Genomic DNA, 26,800 nt, shown 5'->3' with positions numbered 1-26,800 from the left:
ATTTTTAATTTTATTTTCTCCCGTTTTTTGTATTTTTCTTTTCTAAAAGATTAAGAATTAAAATTTCAAACTATTAGGATAGCTATGGGTTTATTCAGCAAAACTGTAGGATTTATAAAAGAGAGACTCGAGAAAACCAGAAACAAGATTACCAAATCCCTTTCTGATGTGCTTTCATTCGGTCGAAAGATTGACGAGGATCTTCTCGACGAACTCGAGGAAGTGCTTATAAGCGATGATCTGGGGTATGAAACCACAATGAAGCTTATTGAAGAACTCAGAGAGTCTTATAAGAACAAGGAAATTGAGACGAGCGAGCAGATTGTACCTTTTCTTAAAGAAAAGATTAAAAACTACTGGCCCCAGCGGGACAGAGAGCTTGCCAAATCCGATTCAGGCCCAACCGTTATACTGGTAGCAGGCGTGAACGGGTCGGGCAAAACCACAAGCATAGCAAAGCTCGGCTTCAATCTCAGCTCTGCCGGGAACAAGGTTGTGGTAGCAGCGTGCGATACCTTCAGGGCGGCGGCTGTGGAGCAGCTTTCTGTATGGTCTGAGAGGATCGGGGTTGACATAATCAAACACAAACAGGGAGCAGACCCTGCTGCTGTGGCATACGATGCCTGCCAGGCGGCGATTGCAAGGGATGCGGATTATCTTATCGTTGATACGGCCGGACGCCTTCACACCCAGAAGCACCTTATGAAAGAGCTCGAAAAAATCAAAGCGGTAACATCCAAGAAAATCCCCGGCTCACCGCACGAGGTTATCCTTGTTGTGGACGGAACAAGCGGGCAAAACGCTATCGCACAGGCAAAAGAGTTTACCGAGGCTGTTAATGTAACTGGGATTTTTCTGGCCAAGCTTGACGGAAGCGCAAGAGGCGGTATTGTTATAGCAATCAAGGACAAGCTGAATATCCCCGTTAAATTCGTAGGGCTTGGGGAAAAGCCGGAGGACATTGCAGAATTCGAACCCGAAGAGTTTGTAGAAGCTCTTTTCTCATAATAATTTATGCTGGATGCTCAAAGATAAGGAGATTTCAAATGCACAAGAAAGTTATGCTGTTTTTACTGCTTGCGATTGCCGCTTCAAGTTTTTCAGAGGTGCTTATATACCGGCCTGAAGCGATGGCTGCAACAAAAGAAGCAGACAAGGAGAAATATCCGAATTCCGATGAAGTTCTCGTTTCCGGATATACGAAGACAACCTACAACCCGGACGGGACTTCTGTAGATATTTCGGAGTACTACAAAAAGATTCTTACGGAAAAGGGCAAACGAAACAACCAGACAATAACCTTCCACTTCACCCGCCCTTACGATACAATCGAGCTTGAACTTGTGGAGCTTATAAAGCCGGACGGCACCGCAGTTGAGATAGATACCGAAGCTAACAGCAAGGTGATGACAGACAACTCCAGCATGAGCTCAAACATCTACAACCCCAACAGCAAACTGCTTGTTGTTTCACTGCCCGGGCTCGAGGTGGGCGATACGATACACTATATCGCTGCAGACCGCTACACAAAGGTGCGGATGAAAAACACATGGAGCAATTATTTTATATTTGAATCGAAGTATCCGATTGTTAAAGAGGTGTATGAAGTTTATGCCTCGAAAGAACTGCCAATCCAGAGCATAGCACTGAAAGACAAGGTGGACGAGACCGTAAGCTATGAAAAAACAGAAAAAAGCAATCATACCGTGCATAAATGGACGGCCAGAAATGTTCCGAGATTCTATCCTGAGAGCAGTATGCCGGACTACTGGACATGCGTTCAGAGACTGCTGGTAAGCACTATAGACAAATGGGAAGAGGTTTCCAAATGGTATTGGGATCTTTCCAAGCCGCATTTTGACACCACGCCTGAGATGGAGGAGAAGGTTGAAGAGCTGACCAAAGGACTTGAAACTGAGGACGAGAAAATCCGAGCTATATTCAAGTTTGTCTCTCAGGAGATTCGCTATATGGGAATCACTATCGAGAAAGAGGCTCCCGGAAACGAGCCCCACGATGTGAGCCTGACCTTCGAAAACCGGCACGGAGTATGCAGGGATAAAGCCGCCCTGCTGGTGGCGATGCTGAGGCTTGCCGGCTTCGAGAGCTATCCGGTGCTTATTCACAGCGGCCCGAAAAAGGACAAGGAAGTTCCTCAGCCATACTTCAATCACGCTATAACCTGCGTCCGCAATGAAGACGGGACATACAAGCTGATGGATTCAACAGATGAAAGCACCCAGAGGCTGATGCCCTCCTACCTCAACGACTGCAGCTATATTGTTGCAGCTCCATACGGGGAAACACTGCTTGAATCACCTGTAGAGCCGGCAGAAAATAATATGCTGAAGATAATTACCAAAGCCCAAATAGATAAAAACGGCAGCTACAAGGCAGAAAGCACTCTGGTTTTTGAAGGGATAAACGACAATGCCTACCGCGGAGCATTTCTGAGGAAGAAGCCTGAGCAGAGGAAATCTTATTTCGAAAAGCTTCTTAAAAACTTCCTCCCGGGCGGAGAGCTTGATTCCTACAGTCTGAAGCCGGAAAATCTTCAAGACACTTCTAAAAATCTCAGGGCTGAAATCTCGTATCATGCGGACAACGTTCTGATTAACGGCAAAGGCAAAGCCCTTCTTCCCATATACAATATTGGAGCCAAAGCAGGAATTGCCAATTTTGTTCTTCAGGCTACCGGTCTTGATGAAAGAAGATTTCCGCTTGAAACAGGCATCACCTGCGGCGTAAGTGAAAGCAAGGAGCTCAGGATTGCAGAAGAATTGAAGATATTTTCAACGCCTGAAACCTCAGCGATAGATGAAGACTATATGTCTTATTCGAGCAATTTCGAAAAAACCGGCAGCGGCGTTAATATTAACAGGGAGATAAAATTTAAAGAAGTTTTGTTCTCGCCTGAGCAGTATCTCAAGCTCAAGGAAAACCTCAAAGAGATAGAATACAATTCAAGAAAAAAAATAGTTTTAGAAGACACGCAGAAAAAAGAACAGGATTCCGAGCTTCTCTCCAAAGACGTTGAATACAATCTCAAAGACGAGCATAACTGGACTGTTGAAACTGTAGTACGAAGAAAGATTCTCAGCTACAAAGGCAAGAAGGACTTCTCAGAGCTCAAATTCAGCTATGTGCCTGTTTGGGAAGAGCTGGAGCTCAATTATGCAAGAGTTATAAACGACGGGAATGTTAAGGAAATAAGCGAAGTTGAGAAAAACGTGATGGATGCGGGCTGGGTTGCCTCTGCTCCTCAGTATCCTGAGGGCAAGACCCTCGTTGCATCGCTGCCGGGCGTAGAAGCCGGGAGCGTGATAGAATACAGCGTTAAAAGGACGCTCAAAAACCGCCCCTATTTTTCAATGTACAGGACTTTCCAAGGGTATGAACCGCATCGCCGAATGACTGTAAAACTGAACATACCTTCAAATATAGAAACTCAGATAGTTTGCGATGATAACGGCATACTCAACCCGGGCACTGTAAGCGGGGCTGGGATCATCGAACGCAAAAGCAGCGAAAACGCAGGTATAAAGACCTACGTATGGACGGCTGAAGACATACCCGCACTGAAAGCCGAAAGCTCACTGCCGCCCAAATACGCTTATACGCCCTTTTTGAGGGTAAGTACAGGGCAAATAGGAGAATATGCGGATATGGTAAGTATTGCAGCTGCTTCGAGGGTGGCCTCTCAGGAAGAGAGGGTGTCAGAAAAAGCAAAAGAGATTACCAAAGGCGCTAAAAGTGAAAAAGAGATTATAACCGCAATAAGAGATTTTGCAGCGCGGAATATCAGGACAGCAGGACCTTCATACAATCGTATACCGCTTGGGAAGCACTTCACCTGCACGCAAACGCTTGAAAACGGCTATGGCAACAGGCTCGACAAGGCAATACTAACTTCCAAACTGCTTGAACTTTCCGGAATTGAAAATGAGATTATTCTTCCCGCCAACTGCGGCAGGCTCGATGAGTTTGAGGAGCTTATGAAAAATACTGTTTCTCCGTCTCTTTGGGGTTTTCCGCTTGTCAAAACTCTCACTGACAAAGGCGTTTTCTATATCGGTGATACGACTCAATACGCCGAGCTTGGCACTTCATACAGAAACCGCAGGCTTTCTATAAATACAGAAACACGGCGACTTTTGAGAATCGACCTGCCTGAGGAGTACACTAACAGGGCTGATTCGTTAATAGAGCTGGAAATCACAGCCGAAGGAAAAGCAGAAATGCTCCATGAAAGCAGGATATGGGGAACAAATTTCGGCGAATCAAACAAATACTTCTCTGAGGCAACCCCGGAAGAGCGAAGAAGATATTATGAAAAGCTCGTTTCAAATATCTCCCAGTTTGCTGAAGCAGAAAGTGAGCTTGTAACCGATTTTTCCGCTTACCCGGGTCTTAAGCAGTATGAACTGGATATCCCAAAATATGCTGTTAAAGAAGGTCGTCTGATGTATTTCACCGTGCCGGCAAATCCTGGAAGCATCGGGATAAGCGAAGATGTTCGGGAAAATCCTTATTATATGTCCGGATACAGCAAGGCTGAGATTACGGTTAATACTGCCATACCTGAAAATATGGAAGTTTTGATGATGCCGAAATCGGAGAAAAGGGTTCTGCCGGCAGATGCGGGAGTTATAGAAATCGAATGCTCGCAAAGAGGCGGAATGATTACGATTAGCTATTCTCTGGAAACCAAGCCTGCTGTTATAAGAAAGTTTGAGTATGACAGGCTTTCAGAGATAGACAGCTGGCTCAAACATCCAGACAAACGCACAATAACTCTGATCAAAAGCGAAGAATAAAGCCTGAAGCTAAACCAGAAATGAACAAAGGGCGGAATGGCAAATGCCGTCCCGCCCTTTTGATTGGTGCTGCTGAATCAAATTGCTGAAAAATCAGCCTTCAGATGAGCTTCCAAGCCAGTCTTCAACGAAAACCAGCATATCACTCATATCTACATTACAGTCGCGGTTGAAGTCTGATGGTGCGTATCCGAGCTGACCGCAGGAATCATCATCGAAATCTGTGGTTTCAAATGCAATCCCTACATCAATATACTGACCGCCGGTATCCTGATAACAGTGCACAGCGATCGTGTTGGTTTGCCCGGGCTGGATTGCATTTTTGAGCTCCTGCCCTGCATTTACGTAAAGATAGTTTGTGGTAAATCCGTCTTCAGAAAAAACGAGCGAACCGTTTACATAAACCTCGACATCTTCGTCATGGTGGATTCTGAAGATAAGTTTTTCAATCTGCTCGTCTGTCAGCTGGCCAACCTCGAAACTCTTGCGCAGCCAGATGTCGGAGCTGTCCCAAACTGTGCCTATAACAGCGCCGGGAGTGCTTTCGGTTCCAAAACCGCCGTGCCCCTGCTGCCAGGAAGAATCATCAAAAGCTGGATTCTGCCAGCCTTCTCCCGGGTCGGAAAAGGAGTATTTCCATGTCTGCGGAGTTTGAGCGGAAGTTGGGAGAATCTGCTGATATGTCCTCTCGTACATTTTATTTGAAAAGGCAATGTCGGCAGGGTCAGGCTTAACCACCTTGCGGTCGTAGGTTATCAGTCCGTTAATCTCACCTTCCACATCAGTTATCTGTGTGTAAACAGCGCCGCTGTATCCCGGGTCTTCGCGATACTGAACCAATGTCTGGATGTACGAATCGTATATCCTTTCAAGCTCCTCACCTGTTTCGGCCATTGTATAACTCCAGGAGTCTTCCTCCCACATATGCCCTTCTACTCTCATACCGATTCCGCCGTACTCGCCGCAAACGGAGGCTCTGTCATCGGTTGGAGCAGACGGATTATGCGGAGGAGAGTATCTGTGGTCGTCCTTGATATGGCCAACCTCGTGGTCTGTCCATCCGCTTGCACAGGTAACGATTCTTGAAGGGTCCTGCTCCATTACGTCTTCAGTAACGCGAACAGTATCATACTGTCCCCAGCCTTCATTGAATACTACCCACAATACGATTGACGGGTGGTTGCCGAGGTCGTCCACCATTGAGGCAAGCTCTTTTTCAAACTGCTCTCTCTGAGCTGCATTCCCGCTTGAACGCATACTCGGCATATCCTGCCATACCATAAGCCCGAGCTTATCGCACCAGTAGTACCATCTTGCCGGCTCTATCTTCACATGCTTTCTTGTCATATTGAAACCGAACTCTTTTGTCATATCGAGGTCGTATTTTAGTGCCTCGTCTGTGGGGGCGGTGAAAAGGCCGTCCGGCCACCAGCCCTGATCAAGCGGGCCGATATTGAACACAAAATCTCCGTTGAGGAGGATTCTGTTCTTCCCGTCAACCTTCTTAACTTCAATTTTCCGCATACCGAAATAGCTCTCTACTTCGTCTATAACGCTGCCGTTTTTCTTGAGCTGAACGGTAAGGTCATAAAGAAATGGGTTGCTTGGAGACCAAAGCTGCGGGTCTCTGAGGTTGAGGCTGAGCTTCTGCCCTGGTGCGCCGTTTATCTCGCCGGCCTTTTTGCCGTTGGCATAGGCTGCAGCATGAACTGTAACGCCGTTTCCAGAACCGTCAATATCAGCAGATAAATTCAGGCAGCTGCTGTCAACATCCGGTGTGAGGTTCAATTTTTCAACAGAAGTCTGCGGTACGGGCTCAAGCCATACTGTCTGCCAGATACCTGTAACAGCTGTGTACCAGATACCGTTTGGATTGAGGTCCTGTTTGCCGCAGGCGATTGCACTGCTGTTTGTCGGGTCGTAAACGCGTACTATAAGCTCCTGAGCCTGCTTTTCAGTATCGAGCATTGATGTTATATCGTAGCTGAAAGTATCGAAGCCGCCCTTATGAACGCCTGCGCTCTGGCCGTTTACATAAACTTCTGATTCCCAGTCAACTGCGCCGAAATGCAGAAGGATTCTGCTGCCGTCCCAGCTTTCCGGAATCTGGAAAGTTCTCTTATACCAAACCCTTTCGTGGTGTTCTTTAACGCCTGAAATCGCTGATTCAACAGGAAACGGAACGAGTATGTCCCCGCTGAGGGTTTGGCCTGCCGGCACCTGATCACCTTCACTGCCGGGCTGGAACTCCCAGACACCGTTGAGGTTCTGCCAGTTATCTCGAACCATCTGAGGCCTCGGGTATTCGGGCAAAGTATTCTGCGGGTCTACCTCATCTGCCCACTCTGTCATGAGCGGAGCCTGCTTGAGAGACCAGGCCGAAGCCTGCTGCTGGGAAAACATACACGCAATTAATGCGCATAATACTAACTTGCTTACTTTTGACATAATCACCTTTCTGTTATTAAGAACTAATCAAAAAAACTGTATTTAATTATTAACTAGCGTATCTGAAAGCCACTGCTGAGCAAAAAAGCTGAAATCGTCCATCCCAACCTCGCAGTCAAGATTGAAATCTGCCTTCAAATAACCAGCCGAGCCGCACTCATCATCTTCAATTTTTACAGCAAACGGCTCTGCTGTGAGGCCGTCGTAGTATTGATCTTCAGAGCTGGACGCACTTACCTCAACAGGAACTGTATCCAGAGGGCTTTCGAGCATATCATCATCCACCGTCTGCACGCAGACATCCTGCCCTGCTGACCAGTTCTGAGGGGTAAAAAGCAGGTTCTGCGGGGAAACAGTAATCTGACCGCGTGAATATTTTTCTGAGAGATTCAGCTGAACATCCCCCATCGGCCTGCTTGCGAGATTTACGCCGAAACATCCGGATTCTGATGAATCCTCAGCAAGCACAATCTCGGAAGGCTGGGCTTCTATGCCCGGGTCAAGCTCAAGCGAATCAAAGCTCCATATCGGGCCGATCAAATTATTCGAATCCACATCTTCCAGCGTACTCTGGCCTGCGGTGAGATTCTGCTCGAAACCATCCATAACAGCCACAACCGCCCAGCGGCAGGTATTGTTGAAATCAACTTGAGCAGTACCGAAAGAGGATTCGGGGTTATAATTTCCCGGGTCTATGCCGGTATCGCCTGCATAGTAAAGGCTGTCATCCTGAGGATCTGAGGAGCTTATAAATACATACTCGTTAACTATATCTCTTAAAACCGGCTCCTCAGGACTGCCCGGGGCGTTCCAAGAGAAATCAGCCTCAACCACATAATTATCCATATCAGCAGTTAAGCTAACATCAGGGCTGTATGGGGCAGGGCCTTGAAGGAAGTCTGTAACCCGCAGGTCTGCGGCAGTTATTTTCACTTCATCAATATAACCCCAAGCGCGGTCGGCATGGCCTCCGTTGTACATCGCTCTTCCAACTGTCCAATTGCCGGCATCCCAATCCGGCCCGTCTCCTGCACCTCCGGTAAGAGCTGTATTTGTGCTGTCCGTTTCTTCGAGCATATTCTCCTGAGCAACGAGCTTGTAACCCTCTTCGGGCTTGTCGTGGTTGTAGAGGTAGAGCGAGAGAAATTCTCCGTCGCTCACGGCTGCTGCGCTGTAAAAAGGCACTCCCTCACCAGAGGGATTCGAGCCCCAGTCGAAAGTTTCTATAACCCCTATATCCGAGATGGCATCATGCCAGTATCCCTGCACATCGCAGAACTTGACAGCAACCCCGTTGCCGGGAATTGCCTGCAGATAAAATGCTGAAAGCTGCGAGTCTTTATTTGCTGTACCGAAGCTGTCTCTGCCTACAATGCCCCGATACCCGCCGTCTTCCAGTCTGAAGGTTGCCTGCACTGTGAATTCAGAAGGGCTTACTGAAGAAACAAAGGCCCCTATACTTGTAAACATATTCGGGTTTCCGCCGGAATTTTTTACACTGAAATTATTAGTCTGCCCTGTCTGCGGCACAGTATCGAAGGCGGTTTCATCTTTATAAACGTATCCGCCGTAGCTTTGATTCCACACAGAAAGCGGATTTCCGTTTCCAGTAACATCAGCTACACCCGGAAAGAAGAACCCGTCAGCCAGTCCGCCATGAGAAACATCGGCATCTGCAGGACCTTCTTCAAAACGCCAATAAGCAAGTTCGGGCTTGTTGCCGTCAATCTTGGGGGCAGGAAGCTCTTGGCCTCTTGTAGCCCTGCTGTGGAGAACACCGTTTGAGTCAAACCACATCGGATCGAGGCATATAAAGCGATTCCAGTTCACATTTTCATCATGCTTCTGATGATAAATATGCCAGAGATTGCCATCATCATCAGTTGTAACCGACCCGTGCCCAGGTCCGTAAACCCCGCCGCCTTTTTCGATAATGGGATTGTTTTCGTATTTAGTAAATGGTCCCATTGGATTATCAGCCGTTGCATAACCAACGCCGTATTCCTGCGTATTTGCTCCGCTGCCAGAGAATAGCAGATAATACGTACCTTTATGCTTCAGCATCCATGGTGCTTCATTCACCCAGCCGGCTTCCTGATCCCAGCCTTGGTCGGGCTCGAGAATCAAATGCTTCTCGCCTGTAAGCTCGGTATGGCTCGACATCTTCTGGACATAAATTCGATTGCCATGGTCAACCTCTGTGAAATAGAGATAATACTCCCCGTTTTCAGCAAAGAAATGCGCATCTATAGAATTCTCCAATATTATGCCTTGATCTATAAATGTCCCGTCAGGACGAGTTGCCACAGCTACGCCAATATTCCCGCCGGCGGTATAGTACATATAAAATTTGCCGTCTTCTTTGCTATGATAAACATCAGGAGCCCAAACACCGCTTACACCCGGCTGAAATACGCGTTTGCCCTTGGTCCAATTGACAAGGTCGATGGAGGTGTAAACATGGTAGCTGACATTATCTCCTGTAGGATACATGTAGTACTTGCCGTTGCCGTCATATTTTAGAATTGTCGGGTCTGCCAGCCTGTCATTTGATATTACCACCGGGTTTGTGTATGTATCTGCCGCCTGAAGAGCTGCTGATAAGAGCAGGATAAAAACAAGGAATCTTATAAGCTTTCGGCTGTAATTGCTGATAAATAAATTCATTTGGCATCCTTATAAATCACTCTAAATTTGTGAATTCACATATATATGAAAAAACTGTTCTAATTTTCAACATTTAATCTCAATGTCTGCAGGGTTATACGCTGAAAAACCCCAAGAGATTAAATTCAAACGAAAAAATTTTAAAAAAGCAGACGAAGAGAGAAAATCCCTTCGCCTGCTGATTTCTTAATATGAAGCAAGAATGATCCCACTTATTCTGCAGAATAAATCCCGCTTACAAGCCATTCTGCTGCCATAGCCATAAAATCATCAATATTTATCTGGCAGTCGTTGTTGGTGTCAAGTCCTTCATTTGGACGCTGAGAAGCTATACAAACAGTTTCACCGGTTACGGTGGTGTATTTGTCAGCTATCTCGATCTCAGAAAGCTCATAGTTATACAGCTTAACCTCATCAAGCTGTCCCTTGAAGAAATTGCTGCCGGTTTGGATTGCTCCTATGCGAAGGTAATCGCCCTCTGCCTTTAAACCTGTTGAAGCAGAAGTCTGGGTTTCCAGAACGCCGTCGATATAAACCTTAATCTCACCAGTTTCGTAATCACGTGTAGCAACGCAGTAATGCCAGCTTCCGTCATTTAAATCAACATCTGATTCAAGAGTAACGTTACCCTCATCAGGGTCGCCTACGCCAAAAGCGAATTTGCCGTCGAGATAGACAGTACCTAAATCGTCAGATCCACCGGGAAGCTCTCCGTCAACAAGGCCTGCGCCTTCCCACCAGTTGTCTCCGCCCTGCGGAGCTGCTGTGGTTTTAACCCACATTTCAACTGTGAAATTAGCTTTTATGGTCTTGTCGATTTCGAATGATTCGCCTACCCCCTCAGCGTTGAGAGAAATAGCATCTCCTACCATACCTGCTGTATAGTCGAACGGTGCGTTAGGGTCTGTCTTCATAGAAACGCCGTGGTTGGTGCCCTGAGAATCCATAATGTTATTCTCGAATTCGTACCAGTTAACCAGCTTTTCAATCTCAATCTGACCGGCCTGAGACACAGCTGAAGCAGCACTTTCATTGCTTACTTCGCAGTAGTAATAGCCTTCATCAGTAAATGTTGCAGCTGGAACAGTCATTGTGCAAGTGTAGCTTTCTGCGTGGTGAGTAATTGATAGAGTTACATCAGGCTCATTTACAGCAGTATCATCTTCAGGCGTATCGTTTGCCTGATCATCAGACTTGTACCACTGGAATGATGGCATTGTAACGCTCGTAACCTCAACGGTTAACGAAGCGTCGCCGCCGTCTGGAACTATATCGTAAACAGGATCTTCGTCTATTACAGGAACAGATGCCATCGCATCAAACTCCCAAACAGGGCCGTGAATGTTGTTGTTCGGGTCTGCATCTGCAAGTGTGCTTACGCCCGGAGTGAGGCTCTGCTCGTAGCCGTCCATAACGCCTACAACTGCCCACAGATACGAACTGTCGTAGTTGAGGTCAACAGGTCCGAATGAAGATGCCGGATTATCTGTGCCCGGGTCAGCGCCGGTTGCGCCTGCGTAATACAGCTCGGTATCTTCTTCATCGCCTGAGCTTATAAATACGTACTGATCTACAAGATCCGGCTCAACGGCATTAGAGCCGTCCCCAGAGGCATCCTCGCCCGGTGCGTCCCAGCTGAATGTAACGTCAACATCGCCGTTGGCTGGATCAGACTGCTGAGCAACATCACCATTGTAAGGGGTTGGGCCTTGGAGCAGATCTGTTACTCTAAGGGCAGAATCGCTGATTCTTACCTCATCAATGTAGCCCCAAGCGCGGTCTGCGTGGCCGCCGTCGAACATGGCCCTTCCTACACTCCAGTTGCCTGCGTCCCAGTCTCCGCCGTCTCCAGTACCGGATGTGAGAGCAGTATTTGTGCTGTCTGTTTCTTGGAGCATATCTTCCTGAGCAACGAGCTTGTAGCCTTCTTCGGGCTTATCGTGATTGTAGAGGTAGAGCGAGAGCAGCTCGCCGTCGCTCACTGCTGCCATGCTGTAGAACGGAACACCTGCACCGGAGGGGTTAGTGCCGAAATCATAAGTTTCTATCAATCCGCCCTCAGAAATTGCATCGTGCCAGTAGCCCTGAACATCGCAGAATTTTACAGCAACGCCGTTGTTCGGTAGAGCCTGAAAATACAGGGCTGAAAGTGCAGCATCTCCTGTTACGCTGCCTTGGCTGTCTCTGCCGATAATTCCGCGGTAATCACCGTTTTCAAGTTTGAAGGTTGCCTCAATCGTAAACTGAGCAGGCTCAATTGTGCTTATCTGCGAGCCGGTTTCAGTGAACATGCCAGGTAAGCCGCCTGTATTTTTAACACTTAAGTTGTTTGCCTGCCCTGTGTACGGTACGGTATCATAGCCAACTTCGCTTCTGAAGCCATATCCCGCGAATGTTTCATTCCATACGGAAAGGGCATTTCCGTTTCCTGATGAATCTGGGATATCCGCAGCGAATTGGCCCTCGCCTGCGCCATGCAGCACCTGGGCATCTGCAATTCCATCTTCAAAACGCCAGTAAGCTACAGTATCGCCTACCGCCAGCGACTGCAGAAGGAATATCTGCGCCGCAAAAAATGCTGTTAAAAGTAATTTTTTACTCATAGTTAATCTCCTTATTGTTATTGCCTGCGGCGGATATTAGATCTCGCCTGCAGGCTTTCTAACATTATCATTCAAAATCAAACACCATTACTCAACAGGGAAAAGCCCGCTTGTGAGCCATTCTGCTGCCAAACCGGCAAAATCCGCCATATCAATCCGGCAGTCATTATTTACATCAAGGTCTTTATCAGGTGCTTGAGAGGTAAGGCAAACAGACTCGCCAGTCAGAGAGGTGTAGTTATCAGCAATTTCTACCTCAGAAAGCTCGTAGTTGTATAGCTTGAGCTCATCGATAAGGCCCGGGAAGAAATTCATACCGGTATGCAATGCGCCGATTCTAAGTGTTTGAGGTTCATCTTTCAGGCCTGTGGCTCCGCTTAAAGAGGCCTCGAGCACGCCGTCAACATAAACCTTCATATCGCCTGATTCATAGTTGCGTGTTGCAACGCAGTAATGCCAGCTGTCGTCGTTGATGTCTGATTCAGACTTAAGCGTCATCTGCATCTCTGCGTCGTAGTCACCAATTCCAAGAGCAAATTTGCCGTCAAGCAGGGCTGTACCCATATCATCAACTTTTCCTGGCAGCTCGCCGTCAACGAGACCTAAGCCGTTGTACCAGCCGTCGGTTCCCGGAGAATCGCCTGTTGTCTTAACCCACATTTCTATTGTGAAGTTAGCCTTTACAGACTGATCGATTTCGAATGAATCGCCAACGCCGTCAGCATTGAGAGAGATAGCCTGTCCTACCATACCTGAGGCATAATCGAACGGAGCGTTTGGATCTGTCCTCATTGAAACGCCGTGGTTAGTGCCCTGAGAATCCATAATGTTGTTCTCAAATTCATACCAGTTGACGAGTTTCTCGATTTCAATCTGACCGGCCTGAGACACAGCTGAGGCAGCGCTTTCGTTGGTAACCTCGCAGTAGTAATAGCCTTCATCTGCGAAGGCTGCAGCGGGCACTGTCATTGTGCAGGTGTAGCTTTCGCCGTCCTGAGTAACTTCGAGAGTAACGTCTGGGTCGCCTACAGCATTATCATCATCAAGCGTATCATTTGCCTGATCATCAGACTTGTACCATTGGAATGAAGGTGTTGTAACACTGGTAGCTTCAACACTGAGCGAAGCATTATCGCCTTCTGCTGCAGCATCGTATTCCGGGTCTTCCTCAATAATCGGAACAGAAGCCATAGACTCAAACTCCCAGACCGGGCCGTGAATGTTGTTGTTCGGGTCTGCATCTGCAAGTGTGCTTACGCCCGGGGTGAGGCTCTGCTCGTATCCGTCCATAACGCCTACAACTGCCCACTGATAAGTGCTGTCGTAGTTTAGATCAACAGGACCGAATGAAGATGCCGGGTCTTCTGTACCCGGGTCTATTCCGGTAGCGCCTGCGTAATAGAGCTCAGAATTTCCTTCAGTGCCTGAGCTTATAAACACGTACTGATCTACAAGATCCGGCTCAACGGCATTCGAGCCGTCTCCGGAGGCATCCTCGCCCGGTGCGTCCCAGTTGAACGAAACGTCAACATCGCCGTTGGCTGGGTCAGACTGCTGAGCAACATCACCATTGTAAGGGGTTGGGCCTTGGAGCAGATCTGTTACTCTAAGGGCAGAATCGCTGATTCTTACCTCATCAACAAAACCCCAAGCACGGTCTCCATGGCCTCCTGCGTAAAGCCCTCTTGTTACTGTCCAGTTGCCTGCGTCCCAGTCTCCGCCGTCTCCGGCGCCAGCTGTAAGGGCGGTGTTTGTGCTTTCTGTTTCTTCGAGCATATTCTCCTGAGCAATAAGCCTGTAGCCTTCTTCGGGATTGTCGTGGCTGTAGAGATAAAGTGAGAGAAATTCGCCGTCGCTTACTGCTGCGATGCTGTAAAACGGAGTTCCGGCACCAGAGGGATTTGTTCCCCAGTCGTAGGTTTCAATAACCCCGGTTTCTGAAATAGCATCATGCCAAAAACCCTGAACATCACAGAATTTTATCGCAAGGCCATTATCGGGAGTAGCCTGAAGATAAAGCGCTGCAAGGTCCGGGTTGTGCGGCGAAGTGCCGTAACTGTCTCTACCGACTATACAGCGATAACCGCCGTTCTCCAGCCTTACAGTTGCCTCAATTGTAAACTCAGCCGGACTCATATTGCTGATTTGAGAGCCGGTCTCAGTCCACATTCCAGGGGAACCGTTATTGTTCTTCGCACTAAACTGATTAGCAGCCCCTGTCTGGGGAACTTCGCTGTAGCCAACTGCTGTGCTGTAGATGTGGGCACCTTCATTCCACACAGTAAGGGCATTGCCGTTTCCGGAACTGTCCATTACGCCTGGATAGAATTGGCCGTCGGGTACTTCACCATGCAGGATGGGATCTCCATCCGCCGTTCCGCCTTCAAATCGCCAGTAGGCAACTGTCCCGCCTACCGCAAGCGACTGCAAAATAAACATTTGCGCCGCAAGAAACATTGTTAGAAGCAAGCTTCTTTTCATAATGAATCTCCTTAAAAATTAGTATTAAAATAGAATTTCAACACACAGAAAATAATAGTCTGCTGTTTACTGATTAGATTAAATTAAATTAAAATTACCAAATCTGCTCTACAGTACCGCCGGAACCGCCAACTCTAAGGCGAACTCTGTCGGTACCGTCTGGGTTTTCAAGTTCTTCTTCGCCAAGCCATTCGACATGACCGTCAGCGAAAGCCGCATTTGAGCCGTTGAGATCGCCGCTGCCGTCAACGTGGTTTGTCCTGTCAGTCTTCTTCCAGCCGTCCCAATTGCCGCCTTTTATCTGGGTATAAAGCTCATTCTGCTTGAACACAGCATCTGCAATCATTTTTCTCTCAGCCGGATTTTCCACGTCCTGAGATTTAACGAGCCAGTCGGTTGTAGGTCTTCCCTCCAAGTCTGGCCTGCCGGCATCCTTATCGTTTAGAACGTCGTAGCTGTCGAAAAGCCAGAAATAAGAAGAGACCCTGTAAAGATTTCTTCTGTGAAAAAGGGTATCCGGCTCTTCCCTGTCAAGGCTTGTGCTTGGTGCTTCCGGGAAGATCTCAGCAAATCTCCAGTATCTGTCCTTGTCGGCAGACATCTTTGTGTTTGACGGACAGTAGAATATATCCGGCTCAGCACCGCTTTCGATAATCAGGTCGGTTGTCCAGTAGGAAATATCCCACGCCCATTCAGTGGTTGCCTGAAGCGGATATACACCCCTGTTCTGCTGAGAATAAATCTGAGCGGCAAGAGCGCACTGTTTTAGATTATTAGCGCAGAGCATCCTCTTTCCCTGCTCCCTTGCCTTGCTCAAAGCAGGCATAAGTATTGCCATTAAAAGAGCTATGATTGAAATAACAACCAGAAGCTCTATAAGTGTGAAAGCCTTTTTTCTAGAATTCATTTTCATCCTCTTTTATTGTTGTATATTAACTTTTTCATAACTGCAGATACTGCTATTCATTGCCCCAAACATGCAGCTGGGGGTCTTTCATAAATGCCCATACAAAACCTGCCTCAGGCAGATTGTCTTCTATTGGAATAGTAACGATAAGTGTTAGGAAACGGTCTTCAGGCTTTAAGGTAAGATCTACCCTGCTCGGCTTTTGGGACGGAGACTGATTGCTCTTCTCGAACCGAAGCTGACCATCAACAAGAACCTGCAAATCGCAATTGAGCTGGCCTTCCTCAAAGACCTCAAAATTATTCAGAGGCACAACGAAATTATCATTGTCAAACACGCTGTCTGAAAGGCCGAATTCAGCAGTAAATCTGCTAAATTCTTTACCCTGAACAACCTGCTCAATCTTATCAAGATCGAATGTAATGCCCTGATTGGGATGTATAAACAAAGCAGAATTCTCAGGATAGCTCTGCTTTACCCCCTGCAGAGTTAATGTATGCGGGAGAACATCCTGCAGCCTCGGATGGTACGCACCGTTAAGAAGCCCTATCCAGTATTTGCCCTCTGTGTCTGATACCCCGCTGAATGTATGACCTTCGCTGGTAACCTGGACTGCTCCAAACTCGCCGTCGGGAATAAACACACCGTCAACAAATGAAAGAGAATCTACGTTCAAATACCCTTGACCATTTGAAAACTTAAGCGAATTAAGCCTGTTGATATCGGTAGTATATTCGCCGGAAGCGGTATTGATACCGGATTTGTACTCGCCGCTGCCAAGGCCGTTGCCGCCGCCTACAATATCGGCAAGATCTAATGCCTTCTGCCCTCTCCATACAGACTTGTGGTCTGAGTTTATGTATCGTGCGAATTTTTCAGGTTCAGAATCGAGCTCTTCTACACTGGTGCCGTTGCTTGAAACACCTCTTGCCTGTCCTTTGAACAGCTGCTGTTTGGTTTTCTTAAACCAAGACCCGCCTGCCACAAGAGCCGCTTCGCCGTTTATCATATGAACCTCTGTCCAGCCTTTTTTGTCTCTGTAAACGCCGAACTCAGTTCCAAGGTCGATTAGCCGCATATTGTCGGTATGCACAGTAAAGCCGATTCCATTCTCGCCTACATTTGCATAAACCTGCCCATATTCAAGCTGCATATCGTCCTGCTTATTGAATTCAAACTCAGCAGGTGCTTCAACCGTTATAAGGACATTGCGGGCTGTTTCAAACTCAATAAAGCCTTCGGAAATCCTTACAGTTTCACCTGCCCATATGCTCTGGCCTTGAGAATAGCTTTCAGAATCATCTGCAAACTCGGCATTGAGGGCATCTCTTACCGCTGCAGCTTTTACAGCTGTTCTGTCCGGTGAGATGCTGGCAAAAATGAAGATAAAAATCAGAGCTGCAACCCCGGTCAGCGCCGAATAGAGATTGAATTTGCTGATTTGTCTTGGCTGTTTTTGCTGATAAACCTTCTTGTTTACTCTTCTGGGAGATTCTTCTATAGATTCAAACCTCTGCACAGGCTCTGCATTTTTCTCCTCTGCAGCAAGGCTCTCCCATACCTGCTCAACAAAGGTTTCTTCATTCAATAGGTCTGAAGACTCGCGGCAGCATTCGCCGGCAAATTTAAGAGAAAGGTTAACCTTAACAAGCCCGAAATAGACCTTTCTAAGCCCAGGGTGATACATAAGCTCATTAAGCCTCTGACTCTCATGTTCTTCAAGCGACCCGTCGAAAAGCTTAATGCACAGGCTTCTAAATTCTAATATTGTTTGTCTATTCATTTCCTGCCCTCATTGATGCCCTGATAATGCACTGTCTTAACAGGTTCAGAATTCTCCCAAGGCTTCTGTAGATGCTCTGATGAGAACGGTTTAGGCTCGCGCAGAGCTGTTTAACAGTTTTCTGCTCTACATACAAAGATTTAACGAGACTCAAATCCGACTCCCTGAGCTTTTTGATACAGTCCTCAAGAAACATAGTATATGCGTTTGTGTCCTTGAGCTCAGAGGCAGATTCTCTGCTTATCTGCTGGAGTATGTAGTCGTCGAATACGAACTTCTTCCTTTTATTTCTATTTCTGTACTCCAGAACCTTGTAGTAGGCAATCTTCTTGCCCCATGCAAGAAAATTTGTACCCAGTTTGTAATCTTCAAACTTCTGCCACATTTCTTTAGTGGTTTCCTGAAGGATATCTTCAGAATCATTAAAATTACCTACAAGGCTTATTATGTAAGCGTGAATTTGTCTCTGGTTCCCGGTGAGAAGGTCTGTAAACTTCTCGCCAGTATGCATATCAGTATTTTTTTGAATCTCCGCTTTCAAAGCAATTTCCCTGTTTTAATGTTTCAATTACGAAATGATACCAGATTAAAAATCTGCAACACTTATTTTGCTTCTTGAAAATAAAATTTTAATTTTTGAAGGCAGAAACAATAGCATTATTTAACAATTTATACCCATAAAACTTTATTTTGTTCGTTATATCCCGCAGACAAATGAGGCAATAAAAAAGTTTCTTATCTGGGAAATCAAAATTTTAATCTGAAGCGCAACTTTTTTCATCGCTCCAGAGCACTTCATTTGGTGTCCGATATTTTAAACATTTCCTTGGTCGATTGTTGATTAAGGCGACAACTTTGTCAAGTTCCTTATCACTAACTTTCTTAAAATCAGTTCCCTTAGGGAAGAACTGACGAAGCAGGCCGTTTGTGTTTTCATTAGTTCCACGCTGATAAGAACTGTATGGATCAGCAAAGTAGCAGCATAGGCCGACTGTTTTTTCCATCTCTTTAAACTGGGCAAACTCCTTACCATTGTCAACTGTCATCGTTTGACGCTTGGACTTTGGTATCTTCCTGAACAACCTTCGGGTGGTTTCATTCATGCTCTGGGCACTCTTATCTTTCATCCTGCCAGAGAGCAGATAGCGGCTTGCACGCTCGACATGTGTCGCAATAAATGAACCGTGTCCTTTACCGCTGACGCTGTCACCCTCCCAATCGCCGAAGCGATTACGCTTGTCAACAACCTCCGGACGCTCACTGATCGAACGTTTGTTCGGTATCCGGCCACGCTTGTCATTACTGCCGTGCTTCTTTCGTCGTTTGCGACGGCCTTGACGCAAAAACTTGTAAAAAACACCGCCGTCAACCTTGTCTCGTTTAACCCAACTATATATGGTCAAAGGGCTTACACGCATTTGGGCATTATCTGGATAGTCGATTTCAAGACGGCCTGCTATCTGTTCAGGCGAGTGATATTGCTCGAGTTTACTGCATACTCGACGACGAAGACGGCCATTCTGTTCAAGCCGATATGGCTGCTTGGATGCGGCCCTGCGTTTGCTGTAATATCGCTGGGCCAGGTGGGGCTTATAATCATGGGTTGAGGACATGTTTCGATTCAACTCACGGCTGATAGTGCCCTTGCTCCTGCCGAGATATATGGCGATTTCCAGTAAATTTTTTCCTTCAGATCGCATTTTTAGAATGCTTTCCCGCTCATTAATGTTAAGATGTCTATAGCCCATTGCGGTTCCTTAAATAGAGTATTTTTCGTCAAAAAAACATTCTATCGAAAACAACCGTAATGGGTACTCTTTTTTTACTTTTTAAAAGCAATCGCCATCGCTATAATAGATTATCTTGTTGCAGGGGATAGGGCAATGCTGGAGAGCAACCCGAGCACCGCAACAATCTATACTGGATAGAGGCGGCTTAACCGCCGCCCTTATTCTTTATCTATTCAGGCAGCTAAAAGCGATAAACTCCAGCCCGCCACGCGGGCTGATTAAATTAGCGAAGCGTTGCGCTTCAAATTAAAATCTAAGAACATAAACATCTTACTCACTTTCTACACAATTAAAGAAACAGAAACTTAATCGGAGGAATTTATTATGTTTGGCAAAAAGAAAAAAACAGTCTCCGATTTTTCCGCCCTATCAGAAAGCGGAAAGATTGCCGACAAGAAAAGCGTTTTCGATTCGGATTTTATCGGCAAGGAAGGCCATCTCAACCCGCGCACAGTAAAAGAAGCGGCAGTTATAACCTTTCTTGCATGCATTTTGGGGGTAGTGGTTTATTACAACGTCTTCTATACTAAAAATGAGGCCGCTAAAGACGCTAAGGAGAAGGGACTGCCTGATATCAAAGTTCTGGAAAACATAAGCTTTAAGAGCGCATGGGAGCCTGCTGAATTCCGCCCTGCTGAATTCCGCAGCGATAAATGTAAGAATCCAATGCTCGATCTCAATAAGATACTTGCTTTCAGACAGAAACACTCTCTCATGCCACAAGAGGAGCCCAAGCGCGAAGAGACTGAAAAGGCTGAAAAAAAGGAGTCCAAGGTAGTTAAGAAGAAGGTTTTCGTTAAGGGCGTTTTGATGAATCCTGAAGGTAAATCTATGGCTCTTATCAACAGAAAAATGATAAATGAAGACGGCACTTTCGAAGGCTACAGACTTGCAAAAGTTACAAGGAAAAGCGTGGTCTTAGAAGACACCAACGGCCACCCAATCAAAATTGAAGTTGGCAGGAGCCGTGAGATCCTCACAACACAAGACAGCAGGAATTAATATTATGAAACGCACAAAATCTGCCTCACGAATGCTCTGCATTGCTTTTGGGCTCATTATTTTCTCTATGCCCTGTTTTGCAGAAATAAAATCAACCGAGAAAGAAGATGCCCAGAAATCTGCACCGATAGATAAAAAACTGAGCAAGAAAATCAGTGTTGATTTTGTAGGCACGGAAATTGATGATGTTCTCAGAATGATCTCGCAGTACGCAGATGTTGATATGGTGAAAAGCCCTGATGTTACAGGGACGGTAAATGCAAGGCTTAGCGATGTCCCTGTAGGCGAGGCTTTGGAGAATATCCTCGCTGTGCACAACTATGCTTATGTAAAAACCAATACTATGCTTCGGATTGTTCCTGAGAGCGAAGTAATCAATGCGCCCGAGAAAACTGTGAGCAAGGTTTACAGGATAACTTATGCCGATGCAGTTAATGTTGCCTCCGCCCTGAAAGACTACATCTCAGAGACTGGCAGGGTTTCTGTGAGCCCGGGGACAAGCAATATAGCCGTTACCGACAAAGAGAGCCGGATTAAAGCTATAGATGAATTTATCGAGGAGTTGGACAGAGTAACAGAGCAGGTGATTGTTGAAGTGAGGATTTACGATGTATCCGGCGACAGCTCGGTGGAACTGGGAATAGAATGGAATGCCGGAACAGAAACCTCAAATTCAATCGGGCAGCAGGTTCATCAGACAACCGGAAACGGGATCGATTACAGCGATGAAATATTAAGCGGAGAAGCCCCTGAGGGGACTCCCATCCAAACCGGCGAAGACCCGTTTGCAGCGGGTTCTTTTGACAAGGAATCCGGAGGTTCAATAAGACTGGGATTTCTCAATGATTCAATAAGTGTGGATATGATTCTTTCGATGCTTCATAAAGAAGGGCTCGCCAAACTGCTTGCGAATCCGAAAATACTCGTGCTGGACAACGAAACAGCTAATTTTGAGATAGTACGTGAGATTCCATACAAAGAAGAAAGCGAGACATCTCAGGGAGGGTCTATGACTTCCACTGAGTTCAAGGATGTAGGCGTAAAGCTTGAGGTAACCCCGCACATCACCAGAGATGATATGCTTAGGCTGCGGATAATACCCGAGTTTGGGATCGTGGAAAACCAAAGCCCCGACCAACAGGGCGTACCTACGGTAAATACCAGGCGTCTTGATACAATCGCCCTTCTCAAGAGCGGGGAGACTGTTGTTTTAGGGGGCCTTAAGCGGTTTGAGACCACCAAAAACTACACCAAAGCCCCAATACTCGGCGATATCCCTCTGATCGCCCCTGCTTTCAGATCAGAAAATGAGACGGTTAAGGAATCAGAGCTGATGGTTTTCATACGCCCGCTGATTATCCCCGGCGAGCATAAGATGAGCAAGCAGGAAAAAAATATTTTAGAGAAAACAGAATGCCCCCAACCGAATTTTAATGGCAGAAATCTTAAAGAGCTTGTGAGAAAGAGCAAAGAAAAAGGCAATGAAGATAACTGAAGCCCTTGAAAAAGCAGTAGAGCAAAAGGCAAGCGATATTCATATTAATATCGGTTTAGCGCCTGTTGTCAGAAAAAACACGGTGATAATGAGCCTGGATTTTCCTGAAATAACATCCGAAGATTTAACGGCGTTTCTAAACCGTTTTGTTTACGAAGGCGGCCGTGATAAGCTCGAGGAAAACAAGGATATAGATTTTGCTGTTATGCTTGAGAGCCGAAACCGGTTTCGTGTTAACGTTCATTATCAGAGGGGCAAGCCCGCTTTGTCCTTTCGTGTTATACCCAATTCAATACCAGAACTTAATGAGCTCGAACTTCCGGGGGTAATTGAAGAGATAATGGGGCTTCCAAGAGGCCTTGTGCTCGTTACAGGCCCTGCCGGCTCAGGCAAAAGCACTACTCTTGCAGCCACGATAAATAAAATAAATGAGCAGTCTGCCAAGCGTATAATCACGCTTGAAGACCCGATAGAGTATCTCTTTGAAAATAAATTAAGCCATATTGAGCAAAGGGAGCTTGGAAGAGATGTAACAAATTTTGCTTCCGGGCTTAAGCATGCAATGCGGCAGGACCCCGATATCATAATGTTAGGCGAGATGAGAGACCTCGAAACCACATCCGCTGCAATAACCGCTGCTGAAACCGGACACCTTGTTTTGAGCACCCTCCATACAATCAATGCCGCACAGACAATCGAGAGGATTATAGACATTTACCCCGACGGCCAGCAAAACCATATAAGGAGCCTGCTTTCTAATACACTGAAAGCAGTTGTTTCGCAGACCCTTTTCCAGCGAAAAGATATGGAGGGTATGATTCCATGTTCGGAGGTGCTGGTATGCAATTCTGCTGCAAAAAACTGCATTCGAGACAACCGGCTTCACGAAATCCCCAATATCATTGAAACATCCCGACAAATTGGAATGCACTCTCTGGACAAAAGCATACTCGATACTTTCTATAAAGGCGCGATTTATAAAAATGACGCTGTGGCTAAAGCATCAAACCAAACGCAAATGCAGAAAGTCCTCGGAAAAGTTTACGACGAAAAAGACTTCGCTCCAATAGTTTTTTAAATTCTCATCTGCATCTGATAGAGAATTCAGATTAGGCCGCATCTTTGAGGTGCGGCCTTCTGTTTTTAAGAAAGAAATTCCCCAAAAAGTAAAAAATACTGCTTGAAAATATTTTTTAGAATAATAGAATTATGCTTTCGTTAATTTGCCGGCAGAGCAATTTCTTTCAGCTATCTAATTTATAAACAAAACGAAAGCTGAACAAATAAGCACCGGCAGCGAACTATATATTGTAACAATTAATCGGCTCATAGCTTATAGACAGGCAGGAGAGCATTATTATGAAAGACAAGATACACCCAAAATACAACAAGGTAACAGTTCACTGCGGCTGCGGAAACACGTTTGAAACACGCAGCACTCTGAATAAAGAGGTGCATGTTGAGATTTGCTCAATGTGCCATCCGTTCTTTACCGGCAAGCAGAAGTTTGTTGATACTGCAGGACGTATTGAACGTTTCCAGAGAAAATACGGCAACAGCCTGCTTGACAGAGTAAAAAAGAAAAAGAATTAGCCTAACAGCTTAGCTTACCAAACGCTGCCTTTAATACAGGCAGCGTCTTTTTTTTAATTAAAGAGTTAGTTAATCTATTCAGGTTTTAATGAGCGAAGACAATACCAGACTTCTTGAAAAGCTCTCCGAGCTTGAAGCACGTCTTAATGAGCTTGACAGACAAATACAAGACCCCGAAATTGCTTCAGCCCATTCCAAACTTATCCCTCTTACAAAGGAGCAGGCCAAACTGAAGCCTGTGGTAAGCCTTTACAGGGAGTATAATGAATGCGCTGAAGGAATTAAGGGCTCCGAAGAGATCCTTGAAAACGAGCAGGACCCCGAGATGCGGGAAATGGCTGAAGCGGAGATCGAAGAGCTCGAACAAAGAAGAGAGCAGGTTCTTCAGGACTTAAAAGATAAGCTTGTGATGGCGGATGATGCAGCGATAGACTCTGTCATAATCGAGATACGCCCCGGCACAGGCGGAGATGAAGCCGCCCTTTTTGCCAGAGACCTTTTCTCAATGTATTCCAGATACGCTGAAGCAAACTGCTGGAAGGTTGAAACGATTTCGTTTGCGGGCTCGGAAAAAGGCGGGGTAAAGGAAGTTGTAGCTGGAATTAAAGGCCCCGGAGTTTGGGCATGCCTTGGATATGAAGGCGGCGGGCACAGGGTGCAGAGAGTTCCCGAAACCGAAACACAGGGGCGAATACACACCTCCGCTGCTACTGTTGCAATTATGCCCGAGCCGGAAGATATTGAGGTGGACATCAAAGAAAGCGATGTAGCAGAACATGTCAGTCGTGCAGGCGGCCCGGGCGGGCAGAGCGTTAATAAGATAAACAGCGCTATAAAGCTTGAACATATCCCCACCGGAATTACTGTGAGTATGCGGGATGAGAAGAGCCAGCATAAAAACAGGGCAAAGGCTTGGCGAATCCTGAAAAGCCGCATATATGAACACTTCATCTCGCAGGAAAGAGCCGAGCGTGATTCGCAGAGAAAGGCTATGATCGGCTCTGGAGACCGCTCTCAGAGGATCAGAACATACAATTTCCCGCAGAACCGCGTTACTGACCACAGGATCAATCTAACGCTTTATCACCTTGACAAAATTATAATGGGCGAGCTTGACGAGATCGTAGAAGCCCTTCAAACGCACGATAAGCAGCAGAGACTCGATAATATATAATCGGGGCGAGGGTATCAGCCAGCGCCCCGAAAATCAGATTCAAACCGCTTCATCAGCACATCCGGGATATGCCTCTATTTTGCAAAGCATTTTTCCAAATCCTCGCTTGTATTGGGCTTTGTAAATGCGGCTACTAAAGCAGCAGTGATTACTGATATAGGCAGAGCCACAAAGCACGGGTCAACATTCGGCCAGTTCGGATAGCCTGCAAGGATAGAAGATTCGCCTCCGGTAAAATGCTGAACAAGGCCTATTGCTCCTGCCTCCTTGGCTTTAACGAAAAGAAGCCAAAATACCGTAACGCCGAACCCCGCTGTCATAGAGCTCAGAGCCGCAGCCTTTGTCATTCTTCGGAAAAAGAGCCCGCCTACTAGCGAAGGAAGGAACGAGGAGAGGCAAAGGCCGAAGAAGATTGCTGTAGCCCGGGCAACAATAAAGCCTCCCCTTGCATACAGGCTCAGAAACATAGCAATTATGATACCCACCAAAATGCTCGTTCTTGTTACCTTAACACTGCTGTTTTCCTTATTTCTAAGCTTCCTGAAAACATCGTGGGCAAACGTGCTGCCCAGCGTATGGAACTGGCTTGAGAGCGTACTCATTCCCGCTGAGAGCAGGGTAATCAGAAACAAAAGAGAAAACCATGTGGGCATTGCAGATCGAATAAAGTTTGGGATTACGCTGTCTGCGTTGAGCATCCAGCGGCCGTTTCTTGTTTGCGTCAGAGCACGTTTGAAGGCAGTACCTCGGGGCTTAACCTGAATAAGCCCGTTTTCAAGCTGCTTTACTTCAGCCTTTGGCATAATAGCAGCCGCCTTCCCGAGGCCTTTCTCAATGACATTGAAATCTGCCTTTTTATCGCCGTCTTCATCAATATGAAGGAGACTGCAGGGTATCGTTTTTTCCACGTCCCTTGTTTTCTTCGCTATAACATCCGCCCTTTCAGTACGTGAGAGAAGCTGGCCGGTAATTGTTTCATATTTATTAAAATAAACGTTTGAGAGATTTGCCACAACAAAAGCAGTACCCGGAATAAGCAATATAAACAATCCGCCAATCAGAACACCCCTGTTGAGCTCCCTCTTACTGCGTACTGTCATAAAACGCACAGAAAGCTGAGGCTGAGCGAGCACGCCGAAACCTACGCCGCAGATTATGCTCGAAACCATAATCCACCAGAGGTCATACTGGCTGTCTCCCCAGCCGAATTTGGGCATCTCTGTCCAGCCCTGATGGCCAATCGCCTTGAAACCCACAAAAACCTCGCCGGACATCTCAGTGAGCTGGGCATGCCCCTCTGCAACACCGCCTACCATCTTATAGCAGAGGATAAGCAAAGTAATCAAACAGACGGTCATAATAGTTCCCTGCATAGCATCTACGTACATAACGCCTTTGAGCCCGCCTGTTACCACGTATGAAGCTACTATCACAGCAAAAAGCAGAAGCGCTAGGTGGTAAGATATTCCGAAGTGTGCTGAGATAAACTCGCATGCACCAATAAAAACTGCGGCAGCATAAAGCGGCAGGAACAGACTGATAATAATTCCGGAGAACACCTGCGTCGCCTTACTGCTGTATCTCTTTCCGAGAAGCTCTGCGAAGGTGTGGGCATTGAGAACGTGCCCCATGTGGCGCGTTCTTTCGCCGAGAAAAACGAAGGCTACGAATATACCTACAAAAATATTAAGAAACGTAAGCCATAATACGCCCATTCCGAACATACCCGCAACGCCGGCAAAACCTACAATTGCGCTTGTAGAGATAAATGTGGCTCCGTAGCTCATAGCCATTACGAAAGGGTGAGTTCCCCTGCCGGCAAGCATAAAGTCCGAAGCTGTCTTCGTTTTGGAGTAGCCAAGCCAGCCGAGCATAATAACCAAAACCAGATAAGTCATTATCACTGCAATTTCAACAACATCTGTAACCATAAGCATAGTTTTTCCCCTTAAAAACGCTTAAAAGAACGCCGGCGTTAAGTTTCCGGCATAATTTATGCCCGCCTTTCAGCAGGCCCTGTATTCTATTGTAAAATAACCC

At 46.5% G+C, this 26,800-nt stretch carries 16 protein-coding genes; 7 read left to right on the top strand and 9 right to left on the bottom strand.

Annotated elements, in window-relative coordinates; translation table 11 throughout:
* Positions 1 to 84: 84 nt before the first annotated feature.
* Both ftsY and L21SP3_RS02285 read left to right on the top strand, forming a co-directional pair.
* A complete protein-coding gene (ftsY, locus tag L21SP3_RS02290) occupies positions 85 to 1,008 on the top strand; it encodes a signal recognition particle-docking protein FtsY (RefSeq protein ID WP_077539146.1) in 924 nt (307 codons plus the stop codon).
* Positions 1,009 to 1,046: 38 nt separating this feature from the next.
* Positions 1,047 to 4,817: a DUF3857 domain-containing protein gene (locus L21SP3_RS02285; protein ID WP_077539145.1), complete on the top strand. Its 3,771-nt coding sequence runs from the start codon at positions 1,047 to 1,049 to the stop codon at positions 4,815 to 4,817.
* Positions 4,818 to 4,910: 93 nt separating this feature from the next.
* On the opposite strand, the gene L21SP3_RS02280 is transcribed toward L21SP3_RS02285, so the two are convergent.
* The 8 genes from L21SP3_RS02280 to L21SP3_RS02245 all read right to left on the bottom strand — a co-directional run bounded on the left by L21SP3_RS02280 (position 4,911) and on the right by L21SP3_RS02245 (position 19,454).
* Entirely contained in the window at positions 4,911 to 7,265 is a 2,355-nt protein-coding gene (locus L21SP3_RS02280; RefSeq protein ID WP_077539144.1) for a glycoside hydrolase family 2 protein, read from the bottom strand.
* A gap of 42 nt (positions 7,266 to 7,307) precedes the next feature.
* Positions 7,308 to 9,932, bottom strand: coding sequence for a glycoside hydrolase family 43 protein (locus tag L21SP3_RS02275; RefSeq protein WP_077539143.1), 2,625 nt, complete (start codon positions 9,930 to 9,932; stop codon positions 7,308 to 7,310).
* A gap of 212 nt (positions 9,933 to 10,144) precedes the next feature.
* Positions 10,145 to 12,535: a LamG-like jellyroll fold domain-containing protein gene (locus tag L21SP3_RS02270; protein ID WP_077539142.1), complete on the bottom strand. Its 2,391-nt coding sequence runs from the start codon at positions 12,533 to 12,535 to the stop codon at positions 10,145 to 10,147.
* 87 nt (positions 12,536 to 12,622) lie between these two features.
* Entirely contained in the window at positions 12,623 to 15,016 is a 2,394-nt protein-coding gene (locus L21SP3_RS02265; RefSeq protein WP_077539141.1) for a LamG-like jellyroll fold domain-containing protein, read from the bottom strand.
* A 94-nt stretch (positions 15,017 to 15,110) separates the two neighbouring features.
* Positions 15,111 to 15,923: a type II secretion system protein gene (locus L21SP3_RS11965; RefSeq protein WP_077541796.1), complete on the bottom strand. Its 813-nt coding sequence runs from the start codon at positions 15,921 to 15,923 to the stop codon at positions 15,111 to 15,113.
* A gap of 52 nt (positions 15,924 to 15,975) precedes the next feature.
* The gene (locus L21SP3_RS02255) at positions 15,976 to 17,706 is read right to left on the bottom strand and encodes a FecR domain-containing protein (protein WP_077539140.1); all 1,731 of its coding nucleotides are present in this window, start codon (positions 17,704 to 17,706) and stop codon (positions 15,976 to 15,978) included.
* Positions 17,699 to 18,247 (bottom strand): sigma-70 family RNA polymerase sigma factor, encoded by a 549-nt coding sequence (locus tag L21SP3_RS02250; RefSeq protein ID WP_077539139.1) that lies wholly within the window; start codon positions 18,245 to 18,247, stop codon positions 17,699 to 17,701. The genes L21SP3_RS02255 and L21SP3_RS02250 overlap by 8 nt, the downstream gene beginning before the upstream one ends.
* Before the next feature lie 214 nt (positions 18,248 to 18,461).
* Positions 18,462 to 19,454: an IS30 family transposase gene (locus L21SP3_RS02245; RefSeq protein WP_077539138.1), complete on the bottom strand. Its 993-nt coding sequence runs from the start codon at positions 19,452 to 19,454 to the stop codon at positions 18,462 to 18,464.
* A 366-nt stretch (positions 19,455 to 19,820) separates the two neighbouring features.
* On the opposite strand from L21SP3_RS02245, the gene L21SP3_RS02240 reads away from it, so the two are divergent.
* The 5 genes from L21SP3_RS02240 (at position 19,821) to prfA (ending at position 24,760) form a co-directional block, all read left to right on the top strand.
* Positions 19,821 to 20,498: a hypothetical protein gene (locus tag L21SP3_RS02240; protein WP_077539137.1), complete on the top strand. Its 678-nt coding sequence runs from the start codon at positions 19,821 to 19,823 to the stop codon at positions 20,496 to 20,498.
* A 4-nt stretch (positions 20,499 to 20,502) separates the two neighbouring features.
* Positions 20,503 to 21,993: a secretin N-terminal domain-containing protein gene (locus tag L21SP3_RS02235; RefSeq protein WP_077539136.1), complete on the top strand. Its 1,491-nt coding sequence runs from the start codon at positions 20,503 to 20,505 to the stop codon at positions 21,991 to 21,993.
* Complete coding sequence (locus L21SP3_RS02230; protein ID WP_077539135.1) at positions 21,980 to 23,071, top strand: type IV pilus twitching motility protein PilT; 1,092 nt, start codon at positions 21,980 to 21,982, stop codon at positions 23,069 to 23,071. Before L21SP3_RS02235 ends, L21SP3_RS02230 begins: the two co-directional genes overlap by 14 nt.
* A gap of 281 nt (positions 23,072 to 23,352) precedes the next feature.
* Positions 23,353 to 23,586, top strand: coding sequence for a 50S ribosomal protein L31 (gene rpmE / locus L21SP3_RS02225; RefSeq protein ID WP_077539134.1), 234 nt, complete (start codon positions 23,353 to 23,355; stop codon positions 23,584 to 23,586).
* A gap of 88 nt (positions 23,587 to 23,674) precedes the next feature.
* Positions 23,675 to 24,760, top strand: coding sequence for a peptide chain release factor 1 (gene prfA / locus L21SP3_RS02220; protein ID WP_077539133.1), 1,086 nt, complete (start codon positions 23,675 to 23,677; stop codon positions 24,758 to 24,760).
* A gap of 74 nt (positions 24,761 to 24,834) precedes the next feature.
* On the opposite strand, the gene L21SP3_RS02215 is transcribed toward prfA, so the two are convergent.
* A complete protein-coding gene (locus L21SP3_RS02215) occupies positions 24,835 to 26,697 on the bottom strand; it encodes a sodium:solute symporter family protein (protein WP_077539132.1) in 1,863 nt (620 codons plus the stop codon).
* Positions 26,698 to 26,800: the final 103 nt, after the last annotated feature.

This window comes from Sedimentisphaera cyanobacteriorum, from assembly GCF_001997385.1.
Classification (GTDB): Bacteria; Planctomycetota; Phycisphaerae; order Sedimentisphaerales; family Sedimentisphaeraceae; genus Sedimentisphaera; species Sedimentisphaera cyanobacteriorum.
The sequence above is the reverse complement of the archived record's forward strand: the minus strand, read 5'-3'. Positions and strand labels throughout refer to the sequence as shown.